Here is a 24,385-nt window from a genome sequence, read left to right as displayed (position 1 = left end):
ATCGTTAATTTGGTTTTATAAATTATAATTTATACTCGAAAATATTGAAAGCTCGATAGTAATTATCGTCCTTCAAATCTCCAAACAAATTCAGCGCTCTACCGTTGTACTCTCCAGGAAAAAACATCAAAGTTGGTATTTCAGTAATCGCACTCTGTAAGTTATTTAACACATTATGTGATCGAATAAATGGGTATACAGCACCGACTCCCTTAAGCATTAATATTTTAGGCTGAGCGTCTTTTACTTTTTCTACAATGAGAGGAATAAATCGTTCATGCAAATTTAGAGTAGATTGAAGGGCTTTTTTGAATTTGATTTTATCCTTCTTTTTTTCTATTTGAAACATTTTATCCAGCCCAATATGATTGTTAATAAGCTCAATAGACAACTCAAAAAGATCAAGGATAAGAACTTCAATACCTTGGTGTCTTAATTTGTTTACAAGATGCTCAAATTGTTCTGCCGCAAAATCCTGAAACTGGATATCGTAAGGCGCAATCCAAAAAGGAATTTCACCACTCAGCCCTTCCATCTTCAAAAACTTGGAAGAACTGGTAACTTCAAAAATAAGCTTGAAGTTTTCAATAATTTTCTCTTGTTCCGAAATCATATATTAAGCAGATATTTATGTTCGGATTCAGGAATAATTGTTTTTATGCCATAATCTAAAAACGGTACTTGCAACCTTTTTGTCCGGACATTATCAATCAATCCTGCTTGTTCAAATAATTTAAAAATTACCTGTTGAACCTTTTTCTTTGTAGCCACAGATAAAGAAACAATTTCCTCATGATCAATACTCTTATTATACAAAAAGCTATTAAAATCCATCGAATCTAATTGATAATCGAATGCCTGAATCTTATATAAAACAACCTCATCAATAAACTCTTGTAATATCCGATAAAGACGAACACAAGAAATAAATGCAACCATTCGTTGATTCTCTAAGCTTGCGCTATTTAAGTAATTAATTTCATCCTTAGATAAAGTTGATAAACGCAATTTTAGCTCCCCAAATTCTCTTCTCCTAGTACCAGCTCGATCTCTATCCAAGTCTCCACTAGAAAGTTTTCCTAAATTATAATCAACTGCTACAAACTGTCCAGCCAAATGAACAAATTCCGAAACCAGTAGAGAAGCACCTGTCATTGAAAACCTATAACTCATTTTTAAATGCCTCCCTTTCTTCAACCAATAAGTCCCGAGCACTTACACCCAGAACTTCTGCTATCTTGTATAAAGTTTCTAAACTTGGTTGATGTCGATTCTGAACATAAGAGTTAACCATATTAAAGCTCTTACCTAACTTATCTGCGAGCCAGATTTGTTTTATGCCTTTTTCGTCCAACACTTCTTTGATACGATTCATATTTGTTAAAAATAGTGAATTATTTGAGATAATTATAGAAGATATTATCCAAGCTCTGTAAATCAAATAATTAATTTGATCCTTGTCTTTAGAAAAATCTAAGAACTTTTTTAATCAAAAAATAATCTACAAAAAGTAAGGGGTATAACATACTTAGGAGGAAATATGGCATTCGTCTTCCTCCTTCAGCAAGTATGTCGCCAATCCAAATAGACCCTATCCATGGGTGCTCAATTCCAAAAGCATTGGGATAGCGTCTATTTGTCCTTCGAGTGCTGCGCAGATTGTCACCATCCTTGCAGTTCAGTTCGTCCTCCTCATAGGCGGCTACTTTGTCTGGCGTGGAGCTGTATTCCATTTCATTCCATCTAGCACCACGCCATCCATCGCCGCCTCGAGTTTGGCTCGCCTGCAGGTCGCTCGGGCTGCGGTGGCCATAGGCAGCCCAACGCACAGGTCGCAACCTCCTTTAGCAAAAAATAGCACCAATCCGATAGGCACTACACATCCCTTCACAATCCCGATACAGTGTAGAGCCTATTCGCCCTCTGGGTGCTGCGCAGATTGTCATTATTTTTGCATGGCCAGTCGGTTGCTCCGGCAAGTGATTTTGTCCTTCCATGGAGCTGTACTGCGGGGCGCCTTCATTTCGCTATGCTTCATTATCGGCTATGTTGTCCAGCACCATTCCTGTCCTCCATCACTTACTTTTCCCCATGCATGCCTAGTCCACCTTGTGTAGGCGAGCTTTCGGCTGTCACCATTTTTGAAAATCCCAAAGCACAAAGCCAAGACATCAAAAATACCGCCAGCCAAGCTCACCTACATATGCCGTCCCCCGGTACTTCGTCCCTCTTGGTCCGGCACCCTCGCTCCACTCGCAGGCGGCTCGCGAAGCTTGGTAGCTGGTCAGCAATCCGCTGCGCTCATTGCAGCCAGCTACCAGCCGTCTAAACATTCAAGCTTCCCTCAACAAAAAAGCTTTGGTATACTTCATCGTTATCCATTTCGGAAATTAAAAACTCGACCCATTCATTCGTATATAGATATTGGGCATTAGGTTCATCAAAATAGCAATACTGATTATTAACATTTTCTGGGCTTTCTGACCCATTTTCCGGTCTCACTTCATAATACTTCCAACATATTGTATGGATATTCATATTGAACTTATCCACCAATTTGCCCCGTCGCATTATTTTCTTGATTCTAAGACCGTTTTGAACTTGTTGAACCACTTTTGAAGGTTTTAGTAAATCTTTATTCGCGATGTATAGAGACTTTGTCTTTTCTTTGATAATTGTAGCTATCCGTCCGACATTTCTTTTTTCTTCGTCCGACAACTTATTATAATTTACAAATTGTATGGGTACCGTATTTTTTGTTTCATGATTAGCTACTTGTATTAAAAAAGCCTTGAAAGAATACTCGCCCGTATTCAGTATATCAGGATCAATTGAACTTCGGTAACTTCTGATAAAATCAATGATAGGAGATGAAGCTGGGTTTTCTAACACAGCAGAGCTTAAACTTTTAGTGGATGGATATAATTGTAAAGCAAAAGACAGGCACTCCTTAATGCAATACTTTTCAGAATATTCTTTAGCTATAATTTTATCGAAATTTAACAACATGGATTGACATTCCGCAAAAATATCGGTATCGATTTCTGGCACCGATTTATGTTCAATCATATTCCGCAATGGGATGAAAAACATTAAGTTTGTCTTAATTGGATCATTTGTCCCCTCAAAATATTCATCAGCACATTTTTTTAGTTCCCAATAGCAATAATCGCCGTCTCTCTTTTCATAGCACCTTCCTTTTTTGTAAAATGGTTTAATTCCCCTTCTAAAAAATATAGAATGAAATAACGATGTCCACGCAATGACCATTAACGATATGTATCCACCCGATTTGAATTTCACAGCAGGCTTATTATATATCTCGACAGCGAGTAGAGCCGAATCTCTAGCTTTTTCGAGACTAATCCTTACGTTTTTAGGCAATCCTCTTGGCATAGTAGTTATTTTTACTAAAATACAGAATTACTGGGATATTTTAATATCTCAGTCAATTCTGCGAGTACTGATTCTGTATAGCATAACTTTAGCATAATACTTGCGGAATCTATGAAAATAAAGGTGCATATAAAATCAAAAAAGCAAAGTAAGATAATGCAGGATGGCTAAACAGCAAGGTCAAGGACGAGCTTTTCCAAAAAATCTCCATCCTCTGGATAGTATTTTTTGGAAAAACCTTGCTTTATTAGCCAGCAATTCATTGAAAGACCACTTTCTTTTTTTCTCTTTTTTCTTTTGGAATAGAATATCAAGCAACTTACTGAAAAACAGTAGAGATGAACATCTTCGAAAATTATTTTTGAAGCATAAAAAAAGCCCGGCATTCGCCGAGCTTCTAATGAATAAAGCCACCACAACTTTATTGTTTCTTTTTTGTCAAATGCGCGAGTAGTACAGATACAAAAAAACTAACCGTCGCGCCAATAATTGCCAGTATAACGGTACGGAAAATATCGCCGATAAGCAATGATGGAAAAATTCCCATCAATAGACCTCCACAAGTTCCCATACCTACAGCCGATCTATTCATCGGGAGCCTCCTTTGAACCTTCCGACTTATCTTTATCATCAACCGTAATCTGGCTAATAGCGGACAACACACCACCAGCCACTGTCAAATAACCACCGATGGTGACCAAGCCAACCGGAAGTGACACTGGAGCCGTAACAATTGCCCCGCCGACGGCAGCGACGATTAAGCCTATACTGCGCAGCACCTTGAAAAATTTTGGTGTAGGAGCCTGTGCTCTTTCTAATACATTCATTCTTTCTCCTTTCTTTCAATAATCAAAACCACGTCCTGTCGCTGATCTAAAGCAGCGTAAATAGCCTCTTTCAACTTTTCGAATGCTACTCTGGATCTTATTCCTTTGCCTTCCCCAGTCAGCTCGCTAACAGGCGCAATACATCCACGCAGTTCTTTCTGCGCATTATTGGCTGGATGGAATAAAATGGCACTTCGCATCGGTACGTCTCTTACCAGAATATGCCATCCAAATCGTTTGCTGTATCGCTTGGCCAATGGGTAAGTTCCTTCAGGAATACAGGAAATGTTACGGACGTTTTCGCGCCAGGGCAACTCAATGGCATAACACACCAAGTCATCACCAATCCAAATCTCACCATTGGTACCCCGATCATCGTACGTCCGCAACAATTTCACCACCAACATTACACACCTGTATCAACCAACACCAAACTCAATGCATTGTATGCGCCATTGTTCAATGCGTAGAACGTTCCATTGACTTGTTGCAGGAACTCAATCCCGAATACCAAAAACAATGGTTTTGTAGAGTCCTCAGCGCCAATGTCGTTGCTTAGGCTGACAGCTCCGCTAGCCGTATTGTCAAACGCGATCTCTGCAGACGAGCTTTGTGCCAACGCAAAAGTTTCATTCTCAAAATCGACTTCAACACCCGCAGAGATCAAACGAAAATGCGTCGTGCCTCCGGGAGCAACAATTTGACTGTTCGGGACAAAGCTGGCCACATTTACCTCCAATATGCCTGTCGCACGACCGATTGTCGTGGTATATGGAGCATATACCGTCGCACTCAAGCGGGCATTGCCGTTAAAATCAAACCCCTGTAACAGGATCAACTCACCATCCAATACATTTCGTAATCCGCGATTGCTAACCTGGTCCGCTTTGATCACCTGCATCATCGATTTGACCAAGCGTGAGATCATGCGCGAATCCTGCGTTTTGTTCAACACAGGCCTGATAGCCGTACACAATGCCTTGCTGGCTTTGCCCGCTCGTGCAAATTCCGCTGCGTTCTCCCTAGTTCGTTGAAACTTCGGATCGTTATGGAAGCGTTCCTTATCAACGCCTCCTTTCTGTCTGGCCAAATAGCCATCTTTGCTTTTGTAAAAGGTAATATCCCCGATAGTACCCTTCAATTTAATAATACCTGATTGTCTTGCCATATCACACTCACTTTTAGTCTCACCTTTGCTGCAGCTAATCAGTGATTACAGGTTAAAAATTGGGATAATAAAGACAACCTAAAAGCGCCGGTGTACCAAATGGCGGTATTGGGTCAATATGGTCACATATTTCCTGAGTTTATTTTGTAAATTGCAATAGCTCATAGGTTAATTAGAGAAATATGATAGATAGTTTTTGGAAAGAATTTCAAAATGAAATGCCGGAATATAGTGGTGTAGAAACACCGCCGTCTTATTACTTCTGTGATAACGAAAAGGACGCAGACGAATGTGCCAAACTCGTAAGCGAGAGTATTAAACAAGCTACCACACATTCCTTACCCGGGTTGCAAATCAATGAAGAAAAACTACCTGCAATCGGAGATATGGCCATCGTGACCGATTGGCATGGAATTCCCAAGGCAATCACAAAAACCGTCAAAGTGGAGATTGTAAAATTTAAAGATATCACAGCGGAATACGCGTTTATTGAAGGCGAAGGAGATAGAAGCTTAAGCTATTGGCAAAAAGTGCATTGGGATTATTACACGCGAGAACTTAGTGATCATGGCTTGAAACCGTCCGAAGATATGGAGCTTGTCTGTGAATATTTTAAGACAATTTGGCCGAAAATCTAAAAAGCATGGATATACGCCCACTCACGCTCCAAGATTTACCTTCAACGCGTCATCTCCAACCAGACGGATGGGGTGACATTACTATTTCCTTAATGGAATACTGTCTTCAATCGTTTTGCATGCCTATTAAAGTTATTTTTAAAAATAAAATCATCGGTGTTGGAGCTCTAATATTACACCAAAATTCAGCTTGGTTGGGGCACATAATCGTGGAGCAATCATATCGTGGTCAAGGAATCGGTTACATGATTGTAAGCTACTTAATAGACTTAGCTACTAAAAATGGAGCAGTATCCATCAATTTGATCGCAACAGACCTAGGAGCTCCAGTTTATAAAAAAGCTGGTTTCAGAGTAGTTGGTTCATACCAGTTTCTCAAACGTGAGCGTCTATGGCCGCAACAATCATTGCCAGATCAACTGAAACCATCCTCGCTTGCCTTTTATGAGCAAATCCATAAACTAGATCAAGAAATAAGTGGAGAAAATAGGCGTGAATTAATAGATAGTCATCTTAAACAAGCTGTAATCTTTGAACATGAAGGTATGGTCGAAGGTTATTATTTTCCAAAGCTCGGTCAAGGCCCAATATATGCTAAGACAGAGCGCGCAGGTTTAGGATTAATGAGTCTTAAGTATAGTGGAACGGATGCCGCTATTTTGCCATTAGACAATTTTGTGGGGCTTCAGTTTCTTATCAATAACGGTTTCGAAGTTAAAGACACAATTGCAATAAGGATGACATACGGAGAAGATACAATATGGCATCCCGATAAAATATTTAGTCGAATTGGGGGGAATTATGGCTAATGATGATTTGAAATTCGATTATACCATTTCGCTCTCTCCTGTTGAGAAAGAAAGTGTTATGAAGCTTTGGAATGGTGAGTATCCGGCTAAATTAGCATATGATAAGGTAGAAGATTTTAACACTTATATCAATGGGTTAGAAAGTCCTACCCATATACTTGTTAGATTAAACAATGAAATTATTGGATGGGCAACAAAGTTTTATCGCAACCAAGAAAAATGGTTTGCAATAATCCTATCCAGTTCGATTCAAGGGCATCGTGTCGGTTCGAAATTAATGATGGATTTAAAAGAGAATGAAGAAATGCTTTACGGTTGGGTTATCGACCATAATGACGATCGTAAAATTAACGGTGAACTTTACTTATCGCCGCTCAACTTTTATTTAAAACAAGGCTTCGACATCTTAAAGGCGCAGCGTTTGGAACTTCCAGCATTATCTGCAGTCAAAATCAGTTGGAAAAATACTTCCTAAGAATATTTCGTAAATTGCAACAAAGATTCCACCTCAACTTTATACCAACTTGTTACCAAGTTGGGCATCAGAATGATGAATAACTACGCTACCTTATCGTAATATCGACTGGGTAGATAAAGCTTACATAAAGTATAGAAATGAGAAGAATCTGTATCTATCCAAAAGACATAGCACGTATTACCGGCAAGAGCTACCGGCAAAGCTTACGTATATATAATACGGTAAAAAAAACACGAGGCAAGCAAGCTCACCAATTGCTTAGTATAGAGGAAGTCTGTGAATATTTAGGCTTGGACAAAGAGCAAATTAAAACAGTTCTATAACAGATAATTAGCTATACTTTTCTTTTAGTTCCAACTTCTTGATCCGCGATGTAATAGCACCTTCTTTCCGTTCGAAGGTAGCAGCCAGTTCCTTAACAGTCTTTCCCTCACAAAACAAAGCCTCCAGTTTTTCATCGTCTTCGGCCGACCATGGCCGATAAGCTTGCGGATGTTGTTCGCGGATATCGTCCAAAGTATAACTTTTCTTGTCACTTTCCAGATCGGTAAGCTTTTCCAATTTTTTGACAGCACGGTTAAAGACTTTTTTGAAGTCTCTGATATCCTCTTCAAAGATCAATATCTTGTATTTTTCGAAGCCATCGTCGGCGCGCTTACTTTCCGAAACGGAAAGATATAGGCTACCATTTTCTGACTTTTTTACATCAAAGAAATACGTACGATTTCCTTTCGTGATTTTATCAGTAAATAGTTCGTTATTATCCATAATGAAGGTATTTATTCGTAATAAGCGATTGTTACATCGAATATACTAAAACTATCCTACATAACTAAAAAACAGCCACCTAGCAATCTCAAATAATACTACTTATCCGTAAAAAAGACAGGTTTATTCCGTATCTTTGTATAGCAAAAAGAAATAGGGAACATAAGAGAACAGTATTGCGAGACCCTAGCGAGACCTCGTAAAAACGAAACTTATAAAAGATATTAAATCAGAGAGTTACAAGGATAGTTCGAATCCCTCACTCTCCGCAGAAAAAGCCTTTCAGAAATGAAAGGCTTTTTGCATGCTATCGGGCTTCGGAAAAAAGGGCCGACCGGAGGTCAAAAAATGAGTCACATTCTTTATCAGAATCATAAATCCCAACAGGAATTTCTTCCACTATTTTTTTAATCGTTGATATCCGGCTGAAAAGGCCTGATTCGTATGAAAAAGTTTTGATGATCTAAATAAGACATTGAAATAAAAACCTGATATACAATTATATCCCCAGAACAAACCATTCATACAGCACATTAAACAGAGAAAAATGCAAAATAAGTTTTGTAAATCTGTTCAGAATTTCTACTTTTGTCGCGGAGAGTTGGCAGAGTGGTCGAATGCGGCGGTCTTGAAAACCGTTAACTGTCACAGGTTCGGGGGTTCGAATCCCTCACTCTCCGCAGAAAAAGCCTTTCAGAAATGAAAGGCTTTTTGCATGCTATCGGGCTTTGGAAAAAACCGCTGCGGGGTTTGAATACTATCGTCGATAAAAATTGTAAGGGGTGTATAAGTAAAGACTGGTCGAGTTGTTTTCAATCAAAAAGCGTAGGTGTCCGATCTTTCCTCTCCAGATCAATAAGAATAGATTTGTTTTTCAGACCTCCAGCAAAACCAACAAGTTTACCGGATCCACCAATGATCCGATGACAAGGTACAATAATAGATATCGGATTTTTATTCAATGCACCTCCGACTGCACGCACAGCTTTTATATCACCTAGCTGGCGCGCCAAATCCCCATAAGTTGTCGTGTGACCGTATGGAATAGCCAATAAGGCATTCCAGACTTTAAGCTGAAAAGCTGTACCCTGCATATCCAGCGGCAGGTCAAAAATAGTACGTTTGCGATCAAAATACTCAAAAAGTTGTTGCGCTGCAAGCAATAATATTTGAGCATCATCATCTCTATGCGGTATTGATAGCTTTGTACGGGTATAATCTTCTCCTTCCCACAATACAGCAGTAAGACCACGAATGGTAGCTACAAGCCTTATTTTCCCTAAAGGTGATGCAATATCCGTGTAGACAAGTCCATTATCCTGTTCCATATTTTTTGTTACCAAGTTACTCATCTTTTTTATTCCATTTCCGACAAAGGAAACATTGCTTCTCTTTTTATAATACCATTCCTATCTGACCTTAATCCTAAATTACTTCTATAAGAAGTAAGATAAAATGAATTTCGTTATAAAAAAATATGGAATTCGCGCATTCTAAACATCATATCTATGAGAATGAACAATAGTTGTTACCTAAATAATAAAGATCATGGCAGAATTAAACCAAAAAACACGGGAAAGCGGAAAGAAAAAAATTAGAAGCCGTAAAATGGCTCCAAAGGTGGATCTGACGGCGATGGTAGATCTTGCCTTCCTTCTGATTACCTTTTTCATGCTGACCACAACCCTAAACAAACCTGCGGCAATGGATATTGCCATGCCAGACAAAACAAAAGACGATGTGGATAGCCCGGTCTTTATTGATGAAAACCGGACAGCAACCCTGATCCTTGGCGATGGAAAATTTATGTGGTATCATGGTGACTTTAAGAAACCTATTGCTTCATCTGAAAAACCAGCCGATATAGAAAAGACATTGGCACAGGTGGTCGCACAGCTCAAAGGGAAGATCAGTACTATGCCCAATACGAAAGATATGATTGTCCTGATCAAACCGAGCAAAGAAGCACGGACGAAAGATGTCATCCGAACCATTGACGAGCTCAAACATCAGAACATTTCCCGTTATGTCATCGGTAAAACTCAAGACGAAGAGGAAAAGCAACTATTGGCATCCATTCAATAAAGGCTCCCAGCGATCAAAAGTTTACATCGGCAACAATAACCAGTCTGAGCATTCTTTGCCTTTTGAAGCAGAATTGCGGGCAGATGGACAATAATAAATTATCTTTTGTCCAGGTTTTGCCAATAACGTTCCGCATACTCTTTTACTTCCGCGGGCAAAGAAGCGTAATTATCCGAGTACGTCGTTTTTTCGTACCCGTCCTCCGCCTCTGCTCGCATACGATAAAATTGTCCTTTGTATAAAACCAGCGCAATACAGCTCAACTGCTTTTCGACATTATCCTTCGGATGTCTGGAATAAATAAACACCGCATCCAATTTTCCGTCTTTGTCTGCATCAAAAAAAGCTTTTCGGGATTCCCAGACGGAAGTAATAATACCATCTTCCTGAATAGTTTCTTCCACTATTGGCACCCACATACCATCGATTCGTTGAAATTGTTGCGCATACAGTTTATCTGGATCTGCTCCACGTTCCTCTTTTGAAAAAATGATATAATTATCTTCCTTTGCGGTCTGTATACGCTCAACCTGCAACACCCGTTTGCCTTTAAACGGAAAGCCCGAAGATTGAAAGTTTTCTTTATTGACCGTAATATCGGTAATCTGTGCCTGCGCGACGGAGCATCCCAGCAGCAGCAGGACAAAAAAAGTGTATTTTCCCATCTGTTTTTTCCCTAAATGTGCATTCAAATTACTCACAATAAAAGAAAAATCCAATATTTTTAACAGGCTTCTTTACATCAGCCTGATTCATTTCTCCATTATTCTACTTAAATTTAACTTATTATATACCGTGGGGCAGCTACAGTTAAGCAGTATCCGCTTCACAAAACTATACACGTATTCCCATGAAGCAGGATATTCAGTCCATTGCGGACATCAAAATATTAGTCGATCAGTTTTACGGCACTGTCCGTCAGGATAGTCTTCTTGGACCAATTTTTCAGGAACGCATCCAAGACAGATGGGCCCAACACCTGGAAAAGATGTATCGCTTTTGGCAGACCATCCTCTTGGATGAACATACCTACTTCGGCAGCCCATTTCCACCTCATATTCCCCTTCCGATCGAAGCAAAGCATTTCGACCACTGGCTTCTGTTATTTGAAGCGACTGTGGACCGTCTGTACAAGGGCGAAAAAGCCGAAGAAGCCAAATGGCGTGCACAAAAGATGGCGCAAATGTTCCAGTTTAAAAAAGAATATTTCAATACCAATCCTAAAAAGAAACCTTTATTATAGAAAAAGTCTTCGCAATATTTAGGTTCTCTCCCACCATAAAATATTTAAAATCAACAAAATAAATCACAAAATAGATTTTTAACACTTTTTAATTCTACACAATGTAGAATATGTTCTATATTTGTAGTATGAATAAATTATCAGCGACCGAGGAACAATTGATGGGGTATATCTGGGACATGAAAAAGGCCTTTATGAAGGATCTTATGGAAGCCTATCCTGAACCCAAACCTGCTCCGACAACAATTGCAACGTTATTAAAGCGAATGACTGAAAAAGGCGCTATATCTTATGTACTATATGGTAATTCAAGAGAGTACTACCCTTTGTTTGACAAGGACAGTTATTATCTCGCGCACGTCAATGATATCGTTGAAACGTATTTTGATAATTCGGCTTTAAAATTTGCTTCTTTTTTCACCAAACAATCGCAGTTGAACAGGGAGCAACTGGAAGAGCTGAAAAAAATAATTGATTCGGAAATTAAAAACAAAGCGACATGATTATCTATTTGGGAAAATTGATCGCCTGTTCAGGCTTACTGTATCTTGTATACATCTTTCTTTTGCAACGGCAAAAACTCCTGGTGTTTAATCGGTTTTATTTGCTTGCCATTATACCGATTGCCCTTTTTGCTCCGCTGGTACAAACTGCCCTGCCATCTTTTATTCCTGATTTCTTTCATTTTGGTACCGATCCGGCTTCCGTGCTGCCTGAAACTATGGAGCCCGCCGTCGCACCGGCGCTAGTAGATCGACAGGAACCGATAATGGACACGAATACATCCGTTGTTCTGATCTATCTGTTGATTGCGATGCTGCTACTGGTCAAACATATCCTGAATTATAGCAAGTTCACCTCTTACATTGGTCGCGGATCTGTTACGTCGGTTCCCTCTGTTTATACTATTCAAGGCCTCAAAACACCTTTCTCATTCTTCAGACGTATATATGTTCCCCATGAAGCCTTTACACGGGGAGAGATTGATTCTTCCATTATCGCACATGAACAGGCACATGTAAATCAACGGCATTCCATCGACGTGATGGCCATGCAGTTTATCCGGGTCATATTATGGTTCAACCCCTTCGTCTATCTGATCGATAAAGCCATTCGACAAAACCACGAGTACTTGGCAGATGATGCTGTTGTACAGGTTTATGAACGCACGAATTACCAACATCTGATCATCCAGTGGAGCATGTCTTCACCCGATATAAACGCATTACCGGCCAGTAATTTTAATTTTTTAACAACAAAAAAACGATTAATTATGTTACAGAAAAGAACAACCGGCGGTAAGCTCCTGCTGATGCCTGCGCTTACCCTATTGCTGACAACAGCAATTAGTCTACTGTTCTCGACACATGTCGAAGCACAGAAAACAACTCCGGCCAAAACAGAAAAGACCGCGCCCGCCAAACCAGCAGTAGCACCCCCTGCGGCTAAACAGCCCGGTGCTCCGAAAGCCGAAGAAATGCGGCCCAAACCTCCTAAAAGAGAAATGGCACCGCCAATGAAGCCTAAGAAAAACGCCGCTTCCAAAAAAGAAGAATCAGCATATGCTCCAGCTAAAATAGAAGAAGTATATGTAGAAAGCAGCAATGCAAACGGAAATGCAAAGTTTCAGGAACCTATGCGGATCAAGTTAAGCGGCACTGCGGATATGAGCGCCACTACTTCATTGAATTCAAATGTTCAAGTGAATGATCCCAATGCCGTAGTAACGGTAAAAAAAGGAACTGCACCTTCTGGATCAGCAAAGGTAACAGAAATAAGGTCGGCAGAACCAAATACGATAACAAAAGTAAACGTGCGTTCCGCTGGCACCATCGTCTCAGAAGCTAAAGAAAACAACGGAACGCAAGCCGATAGAATTGTACTTAAAGGCCAACCCGCAAAGGAGAACGCCACAGAGTCCGATAAAAAAAATGCGCCGGTTCCTAAGGAGGTCAGAATCCAGTATCGAGGTGAAATACCTAAAAATCCCCCTTTGTCCAAGTAATCAAAACTTAGATCAGGTAGCATAAAACTTCCTTTTCAAAAGACAAAAAATAACCGGAGGAACGATCTTTCCTCCGGTTTTCCAATCAACCCAACATGCATATGTGAAAATCGCTAAATCAAATATGCTGTATTATATTCCAACAGTTTATTGCATACGTACCGCCTGAATCACCTTCGGTGTGGATGTTAGGTAGTTCCTTAGTCCGGTGGCATACTGTTCTATCTCTGTATTCAAAGCATCGATATACTTCTTTTTTGCACCGCTGTCACCGTCGAGTTTTACCATCCAGTTGATTTCGGTACCACGATCCCCGCCTACCGACACATTAGGTTTAACAGCAGGAGAAACAGCCAAGATAATTGCTTTTTCAAGGCACTTGGTAGCTGATCTACAAGTCACAAGGTTGGTTCCCTGATCGTAAAACATTTCTTCGGGAGCTGATCAGAAAAAGATTGCCGGTAATCGGATATCACAAAGAGCTGCATAAACTCCTCGTTCATACGGCTCAAGTATTTATAGATTATTACGAATATAAATGACGGTTGAAACTTACAATTACCCCGAGAAAAAATAAAAAACTTTTTTACTACCTTAGATTGATAAAATAAACAAGAAAAAACCAGCTTGTTTCATTCACTATAGGAATACAGATATGAAATCGTATGCACTTGTTTTAGCGGCAGGCCTGCTCCCGTTTGTGGCATTAAGCCAAAAGATGGTCGCCCCCGGAAGCCCTGATATCAACACTAAATATATAAAGCCAGAGAAATCGCTTTATACCGTATATTATGTCAAAGATAATAACTGGGACAAGCAGGGATCATTGGTCTATGATATCACATCTACAGGCAATCAATTGACCTTAAAAAATTCCTACACACCCAAGGACAATTCCTGGATCAATGTCAGGACAAGTGTTGTGGATCCCCAAACATTAAAATCCATCAGCTATGCCAGTGATGGCAAAAAAACAAAATTAAATCTCAGCTTTGGCGAGACCATCACCGGTAATTATTATTCCAAAGAAACTAAAAAAGATAAAAAACTGAGTTTGCGTCCTACCGAGCCATTTATTGATTTTAATTGGACGGATCTAATGATTGGGACGCTTCCGCTGGATGTAGGCTATAAAGCTCGGATCCCACAATTCTATTATAATGACGAATCCAATACACAGGTTGAATACTATACGATCAAGGAGGTCAAAAGCTATAGCTATGGTTCACCGAAAACCGGCAAGCATGATACCTGGCTGATCACCTTATTGGAAGAAAACACAGGTGCAATTTACAATTATGTAGTAGACAAGAAAGACCGGCGACTTTGGCAGCGGGAGATGTCCATGGGCAACGGCAAATGGGAAATCACGGTCAATGAGGAACTGGACTATCAGCCCATCAAAAATCGGTTCGACAAGGAACTGGCTATCCGACAGATCTCCAACGGCAATAGCGTCATCATCGGGACCGCTTATGCGCGCTCAAGTTCAGGTAAAAGATTAGGCGGTCTTGTCAATACGGCGAAAAAACAATATGCGCCAAAAGGAACCGAGATTATGCTTTTTCCAAATTCAGCATACTACGAAGAATGGCTTGAGGTCAATAAGAAAATCCGTAAACAGAAAAAAGTTGCCGAGGTTCCACTGGATCCAGATTTTGGACACGCTATCAAGCGCTCCAAGGTGTATGATGATGAAGGACACTTTGAATTTGCAGAGCTAATGCCGGGCAACTATATTATTATGACCAGCTTTGACTTTACCAATTCGTACAACTATTCGTATGTATCCGGTTATACCAATTATTACAATTATTGGGGATATACCGGTTCCACGACAAATTATGGAACCGGAAGATCATCTTATACCGATAAAGCGACTATCGAAAAACGGATCAGCATTGATAAAGACGGCGAAAAGAAAGAAGTGAATTTAAAGGAAATGTAGGAAAAATAAAGACATATTTATTTCTTTTGATTTTTCTTCATCAGTCGATCAAAGCTAAATGGAAAATCCCGATAGCTCCCTAAGAGAAAACAGGCACTTGCCCCTACCCAAACCGAATAGTTAAACGTGACTTTGATCCCAAAAGACAGTGTCATCGTCAACGCGAAAACAGTTAATAGAATCCCTGAAGACAGCGCTGCGAAACGTGTCCGATAACCGATCAATAGCAACAGGGCCAAAACGACCTCGAGTATGGTCGCTCCGATAGCGAGCAGACTTCCTATTGACGCAGGCACAAAAAAATTGAGCTGATCGGAATAAGCGACAAAATTGGCCCAATTTCCCCAGGAAGCATTCGCCGTACCCGGGGCTCCCCAAAAACCCAAACGATCCGCCACAGCAGATAAAAAGGCTGTGGCCACAGCTAAGCGCACAAAAAATTGACTATACATCATTCTAAATTTTTAAGATCAAATATAAGGCAACAATATCCAGATTAACTTAAACCAGTTTAAGAAATCAACTGACCGACAACAATAAGGCCGCTAGCACTTTAAATACTGAACGGCCTTATAACATCAATTAATACGAATAAGAATTTATATGGTGCACACCTCCATTAAACCGTGATACACCATTTAAACGACAATCGAATTGCCGAATAGTCCCAATAAAAAGTGAAAACATATATATTTTCCTTAAGCCAGAACAGCCGTTTTTTCCATACAGGCTTTCATCCGCTGATAAGTACGTTCAATATCATGATCCAAGCCGATAGAAAAACGGATCAGTCCGTCGGAGATTCCCATGCTCACCCGTTCCTCTTCAGGAATTTCAGATGACGTCGAACTGCCTGAACAGGAAAATAGCGTTTTATAGAAGCCAAGGCTTACGGCCAAATAGCCAAGGTTCTCCTTTTGCATGAGCTCCATGAGCGCGTTGGCACGATCTGTCGTTCCGGCGTCCAAGGTCAATATTCCGCCAAAACCGTACTCTGCATGCATGATGTTTTTCATCAGCTCATGATGCTTATGAGAGGGCAATCCGGGATAGGAAACTTTCAGTCCATCCTTTTCAAAGCGTTCGGCCAGGTAATGTGCATTATAACTATGTTGCTTTATGCGGATATGGAGTGTACGGAGATTTTTCAGGATGCTGGCCGAGCGGAGACTGTCCATCGTCGGACCAAGCAACATGCAGGCACCGGAATTGACATTTTTTGTTTCGTTGATAAACTCTTGTGTACCACAATAGACACCACCGACAGTATCGCTGCTACCATTGATAAATTTTGTCAGGCTATGGATCACGACATCTGCACCTAACAGGCCCGGTGAGACGGACAGCGGCGAAAAGGTATTGTCTACAACAAGTTTGAGTTTATATTTCTTGCAGATGGCAGAAAGCCTTCTTAAATCAGCTACCTCCAGTAAGGGATTGCTGACGCTTTCACAATAAATTATTTTTGTCCCGGGACGTATCGCAGCTTCGATCGCTTCAAAATTACCAATATCAACAAAACTCGTTTCAATATGGAACGGCGGTAAAAAATTTTTCAGGAAAGCGTAGGTACCGCCGTAGATGGTTCGACTGGAAATAATATGGTCACCACTTTTACAGAGTTGCAAAAGTACTGTTGTTATCGCTCCCATTCCCGAAGCCGTTACATTGGCAGCAGCCGCATTTTCCAGCTTGGCCAGCGCCTGCGCAAGGTATAGATTCATCGGCGATGAATGCCGCGAATATAGGTAACAGCCATCCGCATTGCCCTCAAAGGTATCAAACATGGTTTTAGCGGACAGAAAGGTATAGGTCGAGCTATCCGAAATCGAAGGATTTACACCGCCGAACTCTCCAAAATATTGCAAATCCTGTATTTCATTTGCTGCATTAAAATCTTCCATCTTTATATAATTTGATTTTTAAATCTTCCTAATTTTTTATTTATAAAATTGGGTTATTTTACATTTTATTACAACACTTTATCAGTATATTAGATTATAAATCTGATATATTGATAAATTTTAGAAAATATATCTACAACAACTACATACAGCTGCTTTAAACCAAAAAATAATCTATGCACTTCGACGAAACTGATAAAAAATTACTCCAACTTCTGCAGGAAGACGCCAAACAGACCACCAAAGAGCTTGCTCATAAGCTCGGATTATCCGTAACGGCTGCTTATGAACGTGTACGTAAACTTGAAAACACCGGGGTGATCTCTAAATATGTCGCTTTACTTGATAAACAAAAGATCGCAAAAGATTTTATGGTGCTCTGTCATGTCAAGCTCACACAACATAAAAAAGAATATATACAGCAGTTTGAAAGGGAGGTAATGGATTTACAGGAAGTCACCGAATGCTTCCATGTCAGTGGCGACTACGATTATATTTTAAAGATCTGTGTTCGGGATATGGAAGATTATCGACATTTTATGTTGGCCAAGTTAACCTCCCTACAGCACATAGCGAGCACCCACAGCTCTTTTATGATCTCAGAGGTAAAGAATACCATGACTATTCTTATTTAGCCCCTGCCTAACAAGAATAGCATATTAGACCAGAACACCATTTTTCGAAGCAATCGGATCAGGTAGATTTTCCTCACCTGTCATCTGCAATAAATCGATTTCTATTGTTCGGCAGATGGACAACATCGGAATATCAAACATCAGTCCGCCAAAAGGATTTTCAGTATAATCCCCCACCAGTTCCATCACAATATAGATCCAGCCAATGACCACACAAAAAGGAATACTAGTCCAGATTCCCCAGTGGCCCAGTTTAGCAAATTCATTGACCAGCCCCAAAGGCATTAACATGATCAGAATAACATTAAAAACAAATGCCGTGCTGGCAAACTGCCTTGGCGAGGGGAACTTTTTGATCCGTTCGGCCTGTCCCTGAAAATCATAAAACTGATTGAGGCAGGTCTGCAATTGCATCTGATTGAAATCCGAGATAAGCCCATCGTTTTTTAAATCATTGACATCCTTTGCCTGTTGGGAGTTCAGATAAGTTGCAAAGTTTTTATAGACCGACTGTAACGCATATTCTTCTCTCGAAAGATATTTATTCAAGAATATTGGCGTCCGGCTATAATCCGGAAAACCGGCTTTGATCAGCCGATGTCGCTTGACATTCAGGGCACCGATATGCTTCTTCAGACTGATGTGTTCCCATTCGGTCGGAACGAGCAGTTGCTCGCGAAATTGGTACAACCAGGCAATATGGCGATAGGTTAATTTCTTTCTGATTTCTTCCAGATACTGCTGATCGCCCTGTCCGGTATTAAAGGCATAAAGCATGGATACAAATGAGCGGCTGGAGTTGACGATTCCGCCCCATATCTTTCGGGCCTCCCATAATCTATCATAAGCCTGGTTATTTTTAAACCCCACATAAAATGCTTCTGCTGTACCAATCAGCGCCAAGGGAAGCCAAGGAATAATCATCCATTCCCACTGAAAGAAATAATAGACGAGGGTAACAAGAGAACACCAAGCCGTCAGCCAGATTAAATGGACACCAGCAAGATTAAAGATCTGTTTGTAATTAAAATACTTTGTTGTAATCATAAAAGCATCCGGTTTTAACGTTCCCGCCCCAGCGATGTCTGGTAGGAGAAACAAATTTATCCACAGCTGAATGTACCATTTAAATTTCTACAGTCCAATATCACCTATCATTTTATTTCAAAATCTATCTATTATAGATCACCTTATTGTAGTTACTGTTTTTGCTGGCAAAACGCGTAAAAAATCATCCCCTGTCTATTGTATCTATCTCAAAAAAAAAGAATAGACCGAAGTATTAAGTCGCCGATGCTAGTAGAAAAAGTGACATAGGCGTAATCTAAAATTGAATGCCTCCTAAAATTATCGGTCCATCAGTTAGATCAAAAAACCTTGTTTTTCAAATTGCTTTACCAATTTTTCAGCATCTTTTTCAGCCACACTTTCTTCTACCTCGTAATTATCTAATAAAACTGCAGTGACACTTTCAACATTAAATTCCTTTCCTTGCAGTTCTAGCCAGATCTGCACAGCAGTCTCATTAAAAGTATAAACCTTGGATGCATCCAATTGATCTTGCCCGGGATAGACTAAGATATGGTCATCGCCCAATTTGCGTAATTGTAAATCTCCTCTAAGTTTCATCTGGCTATTCCTCTGTTTATTTCTATGACATTCAAACAATTCATTTGGTTTGTCCTATTACGAAAAAGTATATACATTATACAATAGGTCCGAACGGCAGCCTCTTCTCTACTGCGGCTTGTTATCAAAAATACAAAAGACACTCGAAAAAATAACTAAAAAACTCAACAGAGATAAAGAAAAATAACTAAGGAGTTTAAAAAAACGGGCGTATAACAGCTAATACGATTACGTATGGCTTTACAAAATAACACCAGTTCCGCTTTTCTCGCCTTAACTTCCTTGCAACTGCTCGTAAGTAAATAGCTGCGGATAGCTTTTGGGCAGTTCATAACGCCAGTTATGCATCGGGAAATTGTCATTCCGGATCTTGCCGTCGGGATCCATTAGAATATACCGAGGTATGCCGTTAAATTTAAATAACTCCCGCAACGCCAGATACTCATCCGGCGAAACGATATAGCTTTCGAACATGTGGTTTTTGACCACATAATCGTTATAGAAATTCATATCAGGGGTACCGCTGCTGTCCGTCACGAAAACAAATACCAGGTTGGGATTATCCTTTAGTTTTAGGCGTTTTTCTTTCAACGCCTCAATCCCAGCACGGCAGGGCCCACAGGATTCTGACCAGAAGTCAACAAGAACGACCTTACCACGGTATTTATCGGTCAGTTTTTTAAATACAGCCGCAGATGCCGTCTGTGGCAAAATGTAACCTCCCATGGATTTTTTCACTCTTTCGTTCAACGCTAGGGCTTCTTTTTTCAAGTCCTTATTGGTCAGGACCTTCAATAGGTCATTTGAAATCTCCGTCATCTGTACCGTGTCTTTTGCATTTGACATCCTGAATTTCAATGTCCGGAGTTTTGCTGCTTCAGTAACCAGCGTACCGGCTATAGGTCCATTCATTTTTCGATTTAAGGAGTCCAATGCCTGGTAGAAGTTTAATTTCCGCTGGCTGTTCATTAAGCTATAAAGGCTGGTGGTAGGAAACAACGGTGAGTACTCAAAGCGGTTGATAAGTGTCGAGAACTCCCGCGGGACAAATAAGGCAGGATCATTCAGGTCCAGGCGTTTTATAAAATCAAAGTAATCTTCCGGAAGGGGGGATTTAAGGTAGGGATTTAGGCTGTCACTTTTTGAAATCCCTTGGCGATACATCTGGAGATCCATCAGCTGCGCGGCGTAATTGACATCCACATCACTTCGGATCAAATGCTTTACCTTAGGGGTATAGGTAGCTCTCTTCAGACGGTCATTTACATCCTGCCGGACGGAATCCCATGTAGCGATAACTCCCTCTTTGGCCTGCTGTGTAGGTCTTTCCTTCAACAGCTGTTGAATATGATCATAAAATTTCCTACGGTTGCTTTCCCATTTAAAATCCGCAAGCTGTTGATTTTCCGGAGCAAGCGGTCCACCGTACCGCAACAGCTCCAATTGGCCGCCCGGCGAAGCTTTCAATGTCATAGCCAAGGTATGGCCGGGTTCGATATAATAATAGTAATTAAGCCCATTGATGGATAGATAAGACATTTCCGGATTGACCGCCAGGTAACTGCTCTCAAAACGGCCATCGGGATATATCCGAATTGTGGCCGGATAGTCTTCTTTGGTCAATTGATTGCCGCAATAGATAATGCCGCTATTAAAACCGAGCTTTGGGCTATAGCCTTCAATAAAACCGATGATACGGACAGAATCTGATCCGAAAAAAATTTTATCATAGTTTTTAAGCACGGTTTTGACCTTCGCCGCAGCAAGTTTCTGTTTCATCCAGCCCCTAGGATCAACAGTTCCTGTTTGTTTTGATACAGTTTGAGCTGAAGCAAACGAAAAACTCAGAAAAATAAAAAAGGCGATAATTGGCAATTTCATAATTTTTAGCTTTTAATCCCTTTAAGTTAAGCATTTTACATCAAATAAAGTATAGATTTCAAAAAACTAATCCCTATGTTTAGTTAAGAATGATCGTACATTTTTAGTCAAGAATAACTTTACTCGGCCCGAACCCGACTTAAACAGAAAAAAGAGGCTTTCCAAAGCCTCTTTTTATTTCTATTCAACTATTGATCTTGCAGCATATCATATGTTATAATTGCAAAGCCAATTTCTGCTGTTGCTGGTTTCTTACAACAACAACTTTAGGCTGATCTGCATGGATCAGCTTCTTAATAGCCTGCTGTAAGTCGGTTAATTTTTCAATTTTCTCGCCCTGGTAATCCAGGATCACATCATTGGCACGTAGTCCGCTTTTGTAAAGTGTGCTCTTTTCATCCAGCTGGAGAACCAATACGCCAGCGATGGATTGAAGTCCAGCCGCGGACTGTTCGCCCAAAGTTTCAACAGATTTAAACTGCCCCCCTTTCCATCCCCATTTCAGGCCCTGTTCTTTCGCTCCTGACCGGATCAACTGTGGTATTTCGGGGCTGGCAGCAAGGGATTTCAGCCTTTTGTCCTTGACGCCAAAATGTAGCATGTCAAAATTTGTGAAGCCATTTCCTTTCCAGTCTTTCAACCGAAAATCGCCCTGAATCGCATCAACAAAATTCAACGGAACAACACGTCCGTGTTTTTCCACTCCCTTGGTCTGATCTTTTAGTAAGTCTTCTTTTCTTGTGTAAATATTATGGTCCACCTCATCCCCCCAGTACTTAACCTGAATATCCTGATGGCTATGCATCACCAGATTATCACGAAAGATGTCATGGCTGTCCTTAAACCACACATGTGGGTGGAAACCATTGTTGATCATGACATTGTTATATACTTTGCGGTAAAAGCCCTCCCGCAATTTTAATCCGCCGCTTAAACAGAGGTTATTGTAGATTTCGTAGTTGGAAGATCCATCATCGAGGTCAATATCCCAGCCGTGGTCGCAACGAAAGCGGTTGTCGTGAATTTTTGTTGTTCTGACCGCATCCAGTAAAATTAAGTTGGGATGGGCTGCTGTCATCTGATCCATTTCTTTACGGTCGGGATGCCAAAAACGGTCACGTCCCCAAGAATTAAAAGCGCCATGATCACTGGTCTCCAACACGGTATTGAAGATGTCGTTGTAGGCGATCTCATGCCCGCCCCAGGTGCCATCACCGACATTGATACCCGCACGGGGCACATTATAAATCGTGTTGTGCAGGATCCGCAAGGACTCTGCCATGGAAACCTGTACACCGGCAACCTGCTTTTCAATCAGACCGATCGTATGAATCATATTGTCACTGGCCTCGCAGTCCATCGGGTAGTTATTGGTTTTAGGACCTCTGAGAGTGTCTATCTGACTGAGCGGAACAAATTTTTCATAACGGAATGCGGGTGAGCGTACAGCTTCGGGGTCACCTACAAAATTGATGCCTCCGGCACCGATCTGCTCAATCCGGTTGCCGCTGATCTTTACGCCGCGATTGTAATTGCTCACAAAGACAGCATTCCCGCCCAATTCGACAAAATCATTGGCACGAAGGGTGCAATTTTCAGCGCCCTCAATCTTTACCGCTCCCTGCCGGTAGATAGTCCAGTCGCTGCGCAACAGTGGTTCCGAAGTTTTCATAAAGGTAGGTGCCGTATGCGTAAAACATAAGCCACTGATTTCAATATCGTGTACCGGACCGGAAGCGGAACCCGAAATAGTGATTAAACTTTCAAGTTGGGGAGCCACAAACTTAAGCTGATTGGGATCCTTACCATGGGATGGCATGTAATATAGTGTCGCTGTAGCCTCATCCAGATACCATTCCTGAGCAGTGTCAAGTTCTTCAAAAATATTCTCGACAAAGCGATAGGTTTCGTGCATTTTGCTTGGGCGGTTATTTTGCTCTCCACCTTCAAGCATAACTTTTGACGAGTCCTCTTTTCCTGTGATACGGTAGTGGAACCCACCCCAACGGCCTGCGTGCAGCGCATGCACAATACCCCCGGTCGGGTTTTTCCAGGTCGCGATACGTGCTGGACTCAGTGCATCTGACGCATAGCCCTGAAAGGGTAATATGGAGGCATCATAATTGGGATACCGTGCCCGAACCAAATGTTTTTCATTGGCATAGAGACTCTGGAAACTCACTCCAGCAGGAACTTTAGCTTTCCAGATCCCTTTATCGCCCTGTTCCCATTTTAGATCAAGGGTTCTACCCCCACTGAGGATGACCTGCTTTCCATCGGCGGCTTTAATCTTTAAGGGCTGTCTCTTACTACCGGAGTGATTTGCCAAGAGCTGTATCGGTTTGTCGAGGTAATACGTTCCGCCGTTAAAAATAATTTCGATGCCGTAACCGGCCTTTCCCTTTTTATATTTTTCTGCGGCACGGAGGGCTGCATCAGCTGTGGCAAAAGGCTTTACCGATGTCCCCGTATTCTGGTCGCTGCCTTTTGGACTGATATAAATACGCCTGACGGTGCTCGACTGCTGTGCCTGTGCGGCGGGTATAGCCAAGCAGCTCATTCCAATAAAAAATAGCCCCGCAACTTGGCTCGATTGTATTTTCATCATATTAGTATTTCATGTTGGTTATTTTTCTGATCAATTTAGTTTTTATCATTCAGTTTCCTTGTATTAAAGATGCCTTTAATACAAGAATTTATCCCTAAAAATCCGTTTATTTTGTCAGTTTGTTTTTTAGCTGTTGTCCAAAAAAGCCGATCGCCTTTCATATGCATCTATTAAGCGCTTATTACACTATAATCTAACTATCAAATATTCGATTCGCGGTGTGTTACTTCTATTTTACTGTCTATTCATGCAATTCCAAACTAACAGGCTTCCCAATCATAGTCTAATCAGTATGTAATACTCCATACTTGAACTAAATATCGTAAATCTGTATGGAAAGATATTTATATTTACCTAAAGATG

Annotated in this window: 29 protein-coding genes and 1 tRNA gene; 10 read left to right on the top strand and 20 right to left on the bottom strand. The window is 40.8% G+C overall.

Annotation, left to right across the window (positions count from 1 at the left end):
- Positions 1-22: 22 nt before the first annotated feature.
- The 10 genes from G6053_RS05205 to G6053_RS05160 all read right to left on the bottom strand — a co-directional run bounded on the left by G6053_RS05205 (position 23) and on the right by G6053_RS05160 (position 5,391).
- Positions 23-613, bottom strand: a complete 591-nt coding sequence (locus G6053_RS05205) for a DUF1788 domain-containing protein (protein WP_165305701.1) — start codon at positions 611-613, stop codon at positions 23-25.
- Complete coding sequence (locus G6053_RS05200) at positions 610-1,173, bottom strand: BrxA family protein (protein ID WP_165305700.1); 564 nt, start codon at positions 1,171-1,173, stop codon at positions 610-612. The genes G6053_RS05205 and G6053_RS05200 overlap by 4 nt, the downstream gene beginning before the upstream one ends.
- Entirely contained in the window at positions 1,163-1,375 is a 213-nt protein-coding gene (locus G6053_RS05195; RefSeq protein WP_165305699.1) for a helix-turn-helix transcriptional regulator, read from the bottom strand. The genes G6053_RS05200 and G6053_RS05195 overlap by 11 nt, the downstream gene beginning before the upstream one ends.
- 88 nt (positions 1,376-1,463) lie before the next feature.
- Entirely contained in the window at positions 1,464-1,838 is a 375-nt protein-coding gene (locus G6053_RS05190) for a hypothetical protein (RefSeq protein WP_165305698.1), read from the bottom strand.
- A gap of 333 nt (positions 1,839-2,171) precedes the next feature.
- Entirely contained in the window at positions 2,172-2,333 is a 162-nt protein-coding gene (locus G6053_RS05185; protein ID WP_165305697.1) for a hypothetical protein, read from the bottom strand.
- The gene (locus G6053_RS05180) at positions 2,326-3,396 is read right to left on the bottom strand and encodes a DUF3644 domain-containing protein (RefSeq protein WP_165305696.1); all 1,071 of its coding nucleotides are present in this window, start codon (positions 3,394-3,396) and stop codon (positions 2,326-2,328) included. The genes G6053_RS05185 and G6053_RS05180 overlap by 8 nt, the downstream gene beginning before the upstream one ends.
- 421 nt (positions 3,397-3,817) lie before the next feature.
- Positions 3,818-3,988: a hypothetical protein gene (locus G6053_RS05175; RefSeq protein WP_165305695.1), complete on the bottom strand. Its 171-nt coding sequence runs from the start codon at positions 3,986-3,988 to the stop codon at positions 3,818-3,820.
- Positions 3,981-4,223 (bottom strand): hypothetical protein, encoded by a 243-nt coding sequence (locus G6053_RS05170; protein ID WP_165305694.1) that lies wholly within the window; start codon positions 4,221-4,223, stop codon positions 3,981-3,983. The genes G6053_RS05175 and G6053_RS05170 overlap by 8 nt, the downstream gene beginning before the upstream one ends.
- A complete protein-coding gene (locus tag G6053_RS05165; protein WP_241254929.1) occupies positions 4,220-4,630 on the bottom strand; it encodes a DUF5675 family protein in 411 nt (136 codons plus the stop codon). The genes G6053_RS05170 and G6053_RS05165 overlap by 4 nt, the downstream gene beginning before the upstream one ends.
- A complete protein-coding gene (locus tag G6053_RS05160) occupies positions 4,630-5,391 on the bottom strand; it encodes a hypothetical protein (RefSeq protein WP_165305693.1) in 762 nt (253 codons plus the stop codon). The genes G6053_RS05165 and G6053_RS05160 overlap by 1 nt, the downstream gene beginning before the upstream one ends.
- A gap of 182 nt (positions 5,392-5,573) precedes the next feature.
- Between G6053_RS05160 and G6053_RS05155 the strand changes: the two genes are divergently transcribed.
- The 3 genes from G6053_RS05155 (at position 5,574) to G6053_RS05145 (ending at position 7,313) form a co-directional block, all read left to right on the top strand.
- The gene (locus tag G6053_RS05155; protein WP_165305692.1) at positions 5,574-6,029 is read left to right on the top strand and encodes an ASCH domain-containing protein; all 456 of its coding nucleotides are present in this window, start codon (positions 5,574-5,576) and stop codon (positions 6,027-6,029) included.
- 119 nt (positions 6,030-6,148) lie between these two features.
- Positions 6,149-6,838: a GNAT family N-acetyltransferase gene (locus G6053_RS05150; RefSeq protein WP_206531870.1), complete on the top strand. Its 690-nt coding sequence runs from the start codon at positions 6,149-6,151 to the stop codon at positions 6,836-6,838.
- Entirely contained in the window at positions 6,831-7,313 is a 483-nt protein-coding gene (locus tag G6053_RS05145) for a GNAT family N-acetyltransferase (RefSeq protein WP_165305690.1), read from the top strand. The genes G6053_RS05150 and G6053_RS05145 overlap by 8 nt, the downstream gene beginning before the upstream one ends.
- A gap of 333 nt (positions 7,314-7,646) precedes the next feature.
- On the opposite strand, the gene G6053_RS05140 is transcribed toward G6053_RS05145, so the two are convergent.
- Positions 7,647-8,084, bottom strand: coding sequence for a DUF3276 family protein (locus G6053_RS05140; RefSeq protein ID WP_165305689.1), 438 nt, complete (start codon positions 8,082-8,084; stop codon positions 7,647-7,649).
- A gap of 595 nt (positions 8,085-8,679) precedes the next feature.
- Here G6053_RS05140 and G6053_RS05135 point away from each other — a divergent pair.
- Positions 8,680-8,764: transfer RNA gene (locus tag G6053_RS05135), tRNA-Ser, on the top strand.
- Positions 8,765-8,896: 132 nt separating this feature from the next.
- Here the strand turns inward: G6053_RS05135 and G6053_RS05130 are convergent.
- Positions 8,897-9,436, bottom strand: a complete 540-nt coding sequence (locus tag G6053_RS05130) for a methylated-DNA--[protein]-cysteine S-methyltransferase (RefSeq protein WP_241254928.1) — start codon at positions 9,434-9,436, stop codon at positions 8,897-8,899.
- A 196-nt stretch (positions 9,437-9,632) separates the two neighbouring features.
- Here G6053_RS05130 and G6053_RS05125 point away from each other — a divergent pair, with 196 nt between their 5' ends.
- Positions 9,633-10,169, top strand: a complete 537-nt coding sequence (locus G6053_RS05125) for a biopolymer transporter ExbD (protein ID WP_108637104.1) — start codon at positions 9,633-9,635, stop codon at positions 10,167-10,169.
- Between the two features lie 98 nt (positions 10,170-10,267).
- Here G6053_RS05125 and G6053_RS05120 read toward each other — a convergent pair whose 3' ends face one another.
- Positions 10,268-10,834 (bottom strand): hypothetical protein, encoded by a 567-nt coding sequence (locus tag G6053_RS05120; protein ID WP_108637105.1) that lies wholly within the window; start codon positions 10,832-10,834, stop codon positions 10,268-10,270.
- A 185-nt stretch (positions 10,835-11,019) separates the two neighbouring features.
- On the opposite strand from G6053_RS05120, the gene G6053_RS05115 reads away from it, so the two are divergent.
- From G6053_RS05115 to G6053_RS05105, 3 genes are all read left to right on the top strand, one after another.
- On the top strand, positions 11,020-11,412 hold the full coding sequence (locus tag G6053_RS05115) for a group III truncated hemoglobin (RefSeq protein WP_108637106.1): 393 nt from the start codon (positions 11,020-11,022) through the stop codon (positions 11,410-11,412).
- A 128-nt stretch (positions 11,413-11,540) separates the two neighbouring features.
- Positions 11,541-11,915, top strand: coding sequence for a BlaI/MecI/CopY family transcriptional regulator (locus G6053_RS05110; RefSeq protein ID WP_104385877.1), 375 nt, complete (start codon positions 11,541-11,543; stop codon positions 11,913-11,915).
- Entirely contained in the window at positions 11,912-13,417 is a 1,506-nt protein-coding gene (locus G6053_RS05105) for a M56 family metallopeptidase (RefSeq protein ID WP_108637107.1), read from the top strand. The genes G6053_RS05110 and G6053_RS05105 overlap by 4 nt, the downstream gene beginning before the upstream one ends.
- A gap of 147 nt (positions 13,418-13,564) precedes the next feature.
- Here the strand turns inward: G6053_RS05105 and G6053_RS05100 are convergent, their stop codons facing one another.
- Complete coding sequence (locus G6053_RS05100) at positions 13,565-13,846, bottom strand: hypothetical protein (RefSeq protein WP_108637108.1); 282 nt, start codon at positions 13,844-13,846, stop codon at positions 13,565-13,567.
- 226 nt (positions 13,847-14,072) lie between these two features.
- Between G6053_RS05100 and G6053_RS05095 the strand changes: the two genes are divergently transcribed.
- The gene (locus G6053_RS05095; protein ID WP_108637109.1) at positions 14,073-15,365 is read left to right on the top strand and encodes a hypothetical protein; all 1,293 of its coding nucleotides are present in this window, start codon (positions 14,073-14,075) and stop codon (positions 15,363-15,365) included.
- Between the two features lie 17 nt (positions 15,366-15,382).
- Here G6053_RS05095 and G6053_RS05090 read toward each other — a convergent pair whose 3' ends face one another.
- Together G6053_RS05090 and G6053_RS05085 are read right to left on the bottom strand one after the other, a co-directional pair.
- On the bottom strand, positions 15,383-15,820 hold the full coding sequence (locus G6053_RS05090) for a DoxX family membrane protein (protein WP_108637110.1): 438 nt from the start codon (positions 15,818-15,820) through the stop codon (positions 15,383-15,385).
- A 243-nt stretch (positions 15,821-16,063) separates the two neighbouring features.
- Positions 16,064-17,269, bottom strand: a complete 1,206-nt coding sequence (locus G6053_RS05085) for an aminotransferase class I/II-fold pyridoxal phosphate-dependent enzyme (protein ID WP_165305688.1) — start codon at positions 17,267-17,269, stop codon at positions 16,064-16,066.
- A 176-nt stretch (positions 17,270-17,445) separates the two neighbouring features.
- Between G6053_RS05085 and G6053_RS05080 the strand changes: the two genes are divergently transcribed.
- On the top strand, positions 17,446-17,904 hold the full coding sequence (locus tag G6053_RS05080) for an Lrp/AsnC family transcriptional regulator (protein ID WP_108637112.1): 459 nt from the start codon (positions 17,446-17,448) through the stop codon (positions 17,902-17,904).
- 24 nt (positions 17,905-17,928) lie between these two features.
- Here the strand turns inward: G6053_RS05080 and G6053_RS05075 are convergent, their stop codons facing one another.
- From G6053_RS05075 to G6053_RS05060, 4 genes are all read right to left on the bottom strand, one after another.
- Positions 17,929-18,951 carry a bestrophin family ion channel gene (locus tag G6053_RS05075; RefSeq protein ID WP_108637123.1) on the bottom strand — a complete coding sequence of 341 codons (1,023 nt, stop codon included), beginning with the start codon at positions 18,949-18,951 and terminating at the stop codon, positions 17,929-17,931.
- A 315-nt stretch (positions 18,952-19,266) separates the two neighbouring features.
- Complete coding sequence (locus G6053_RS05070; RefSeq protein ID WP_108637113.1) at positions 19,267-19,533, bottom strand: PqqD family protein; 267 nt, start codon at positions 19,531-19,533, stop codon at positions 19,267-19,269.
- Between the two features lie 273 nt (positions 19,534-19,806).
- Positions 19,807-21,414, bottom strand: a complete 1,608-nt coding sequence (locus G6053_RS05065; RefSeq protein WP_108637114.1) for a TlpA disulfide reductase family protein — start codon at positions 21,412-21,414, stop codon at positions 19,807-19,809.
- 214 nt (positions 21,415-21,628) lie between these two features.
- Positions 21,629-24,022: a PDZ domain-containing protein gene (locus G6053_RS05060; RefSeq protein WP_108637115.1), complete on the bottom strand. Its 2,394-nt coding sequence runs from the start codon at positions 24,020-24,022 to the stop codon at positions 21,629-21,631.
- Between the last annotated feature and the right edge of the window lie 363 nt (positions 24,023-24,385).

Source organism: Sphingobacterium sp. DR205, assembly GCF_011064245.1.
Taxonomy (GTDB): domain Bacteria; phylum Bacteroidota; class Bacteroidia; order Sphingobacteriales; family Sphingobacteriaceae; genus Sphingobacterium; species Sphingobacterium athyrii.
The sequence above is the reverse complement of the archived record's forward strand: the minus strand, read 5'-3'. Positions and strand labels throughout refer to the sequence as shown.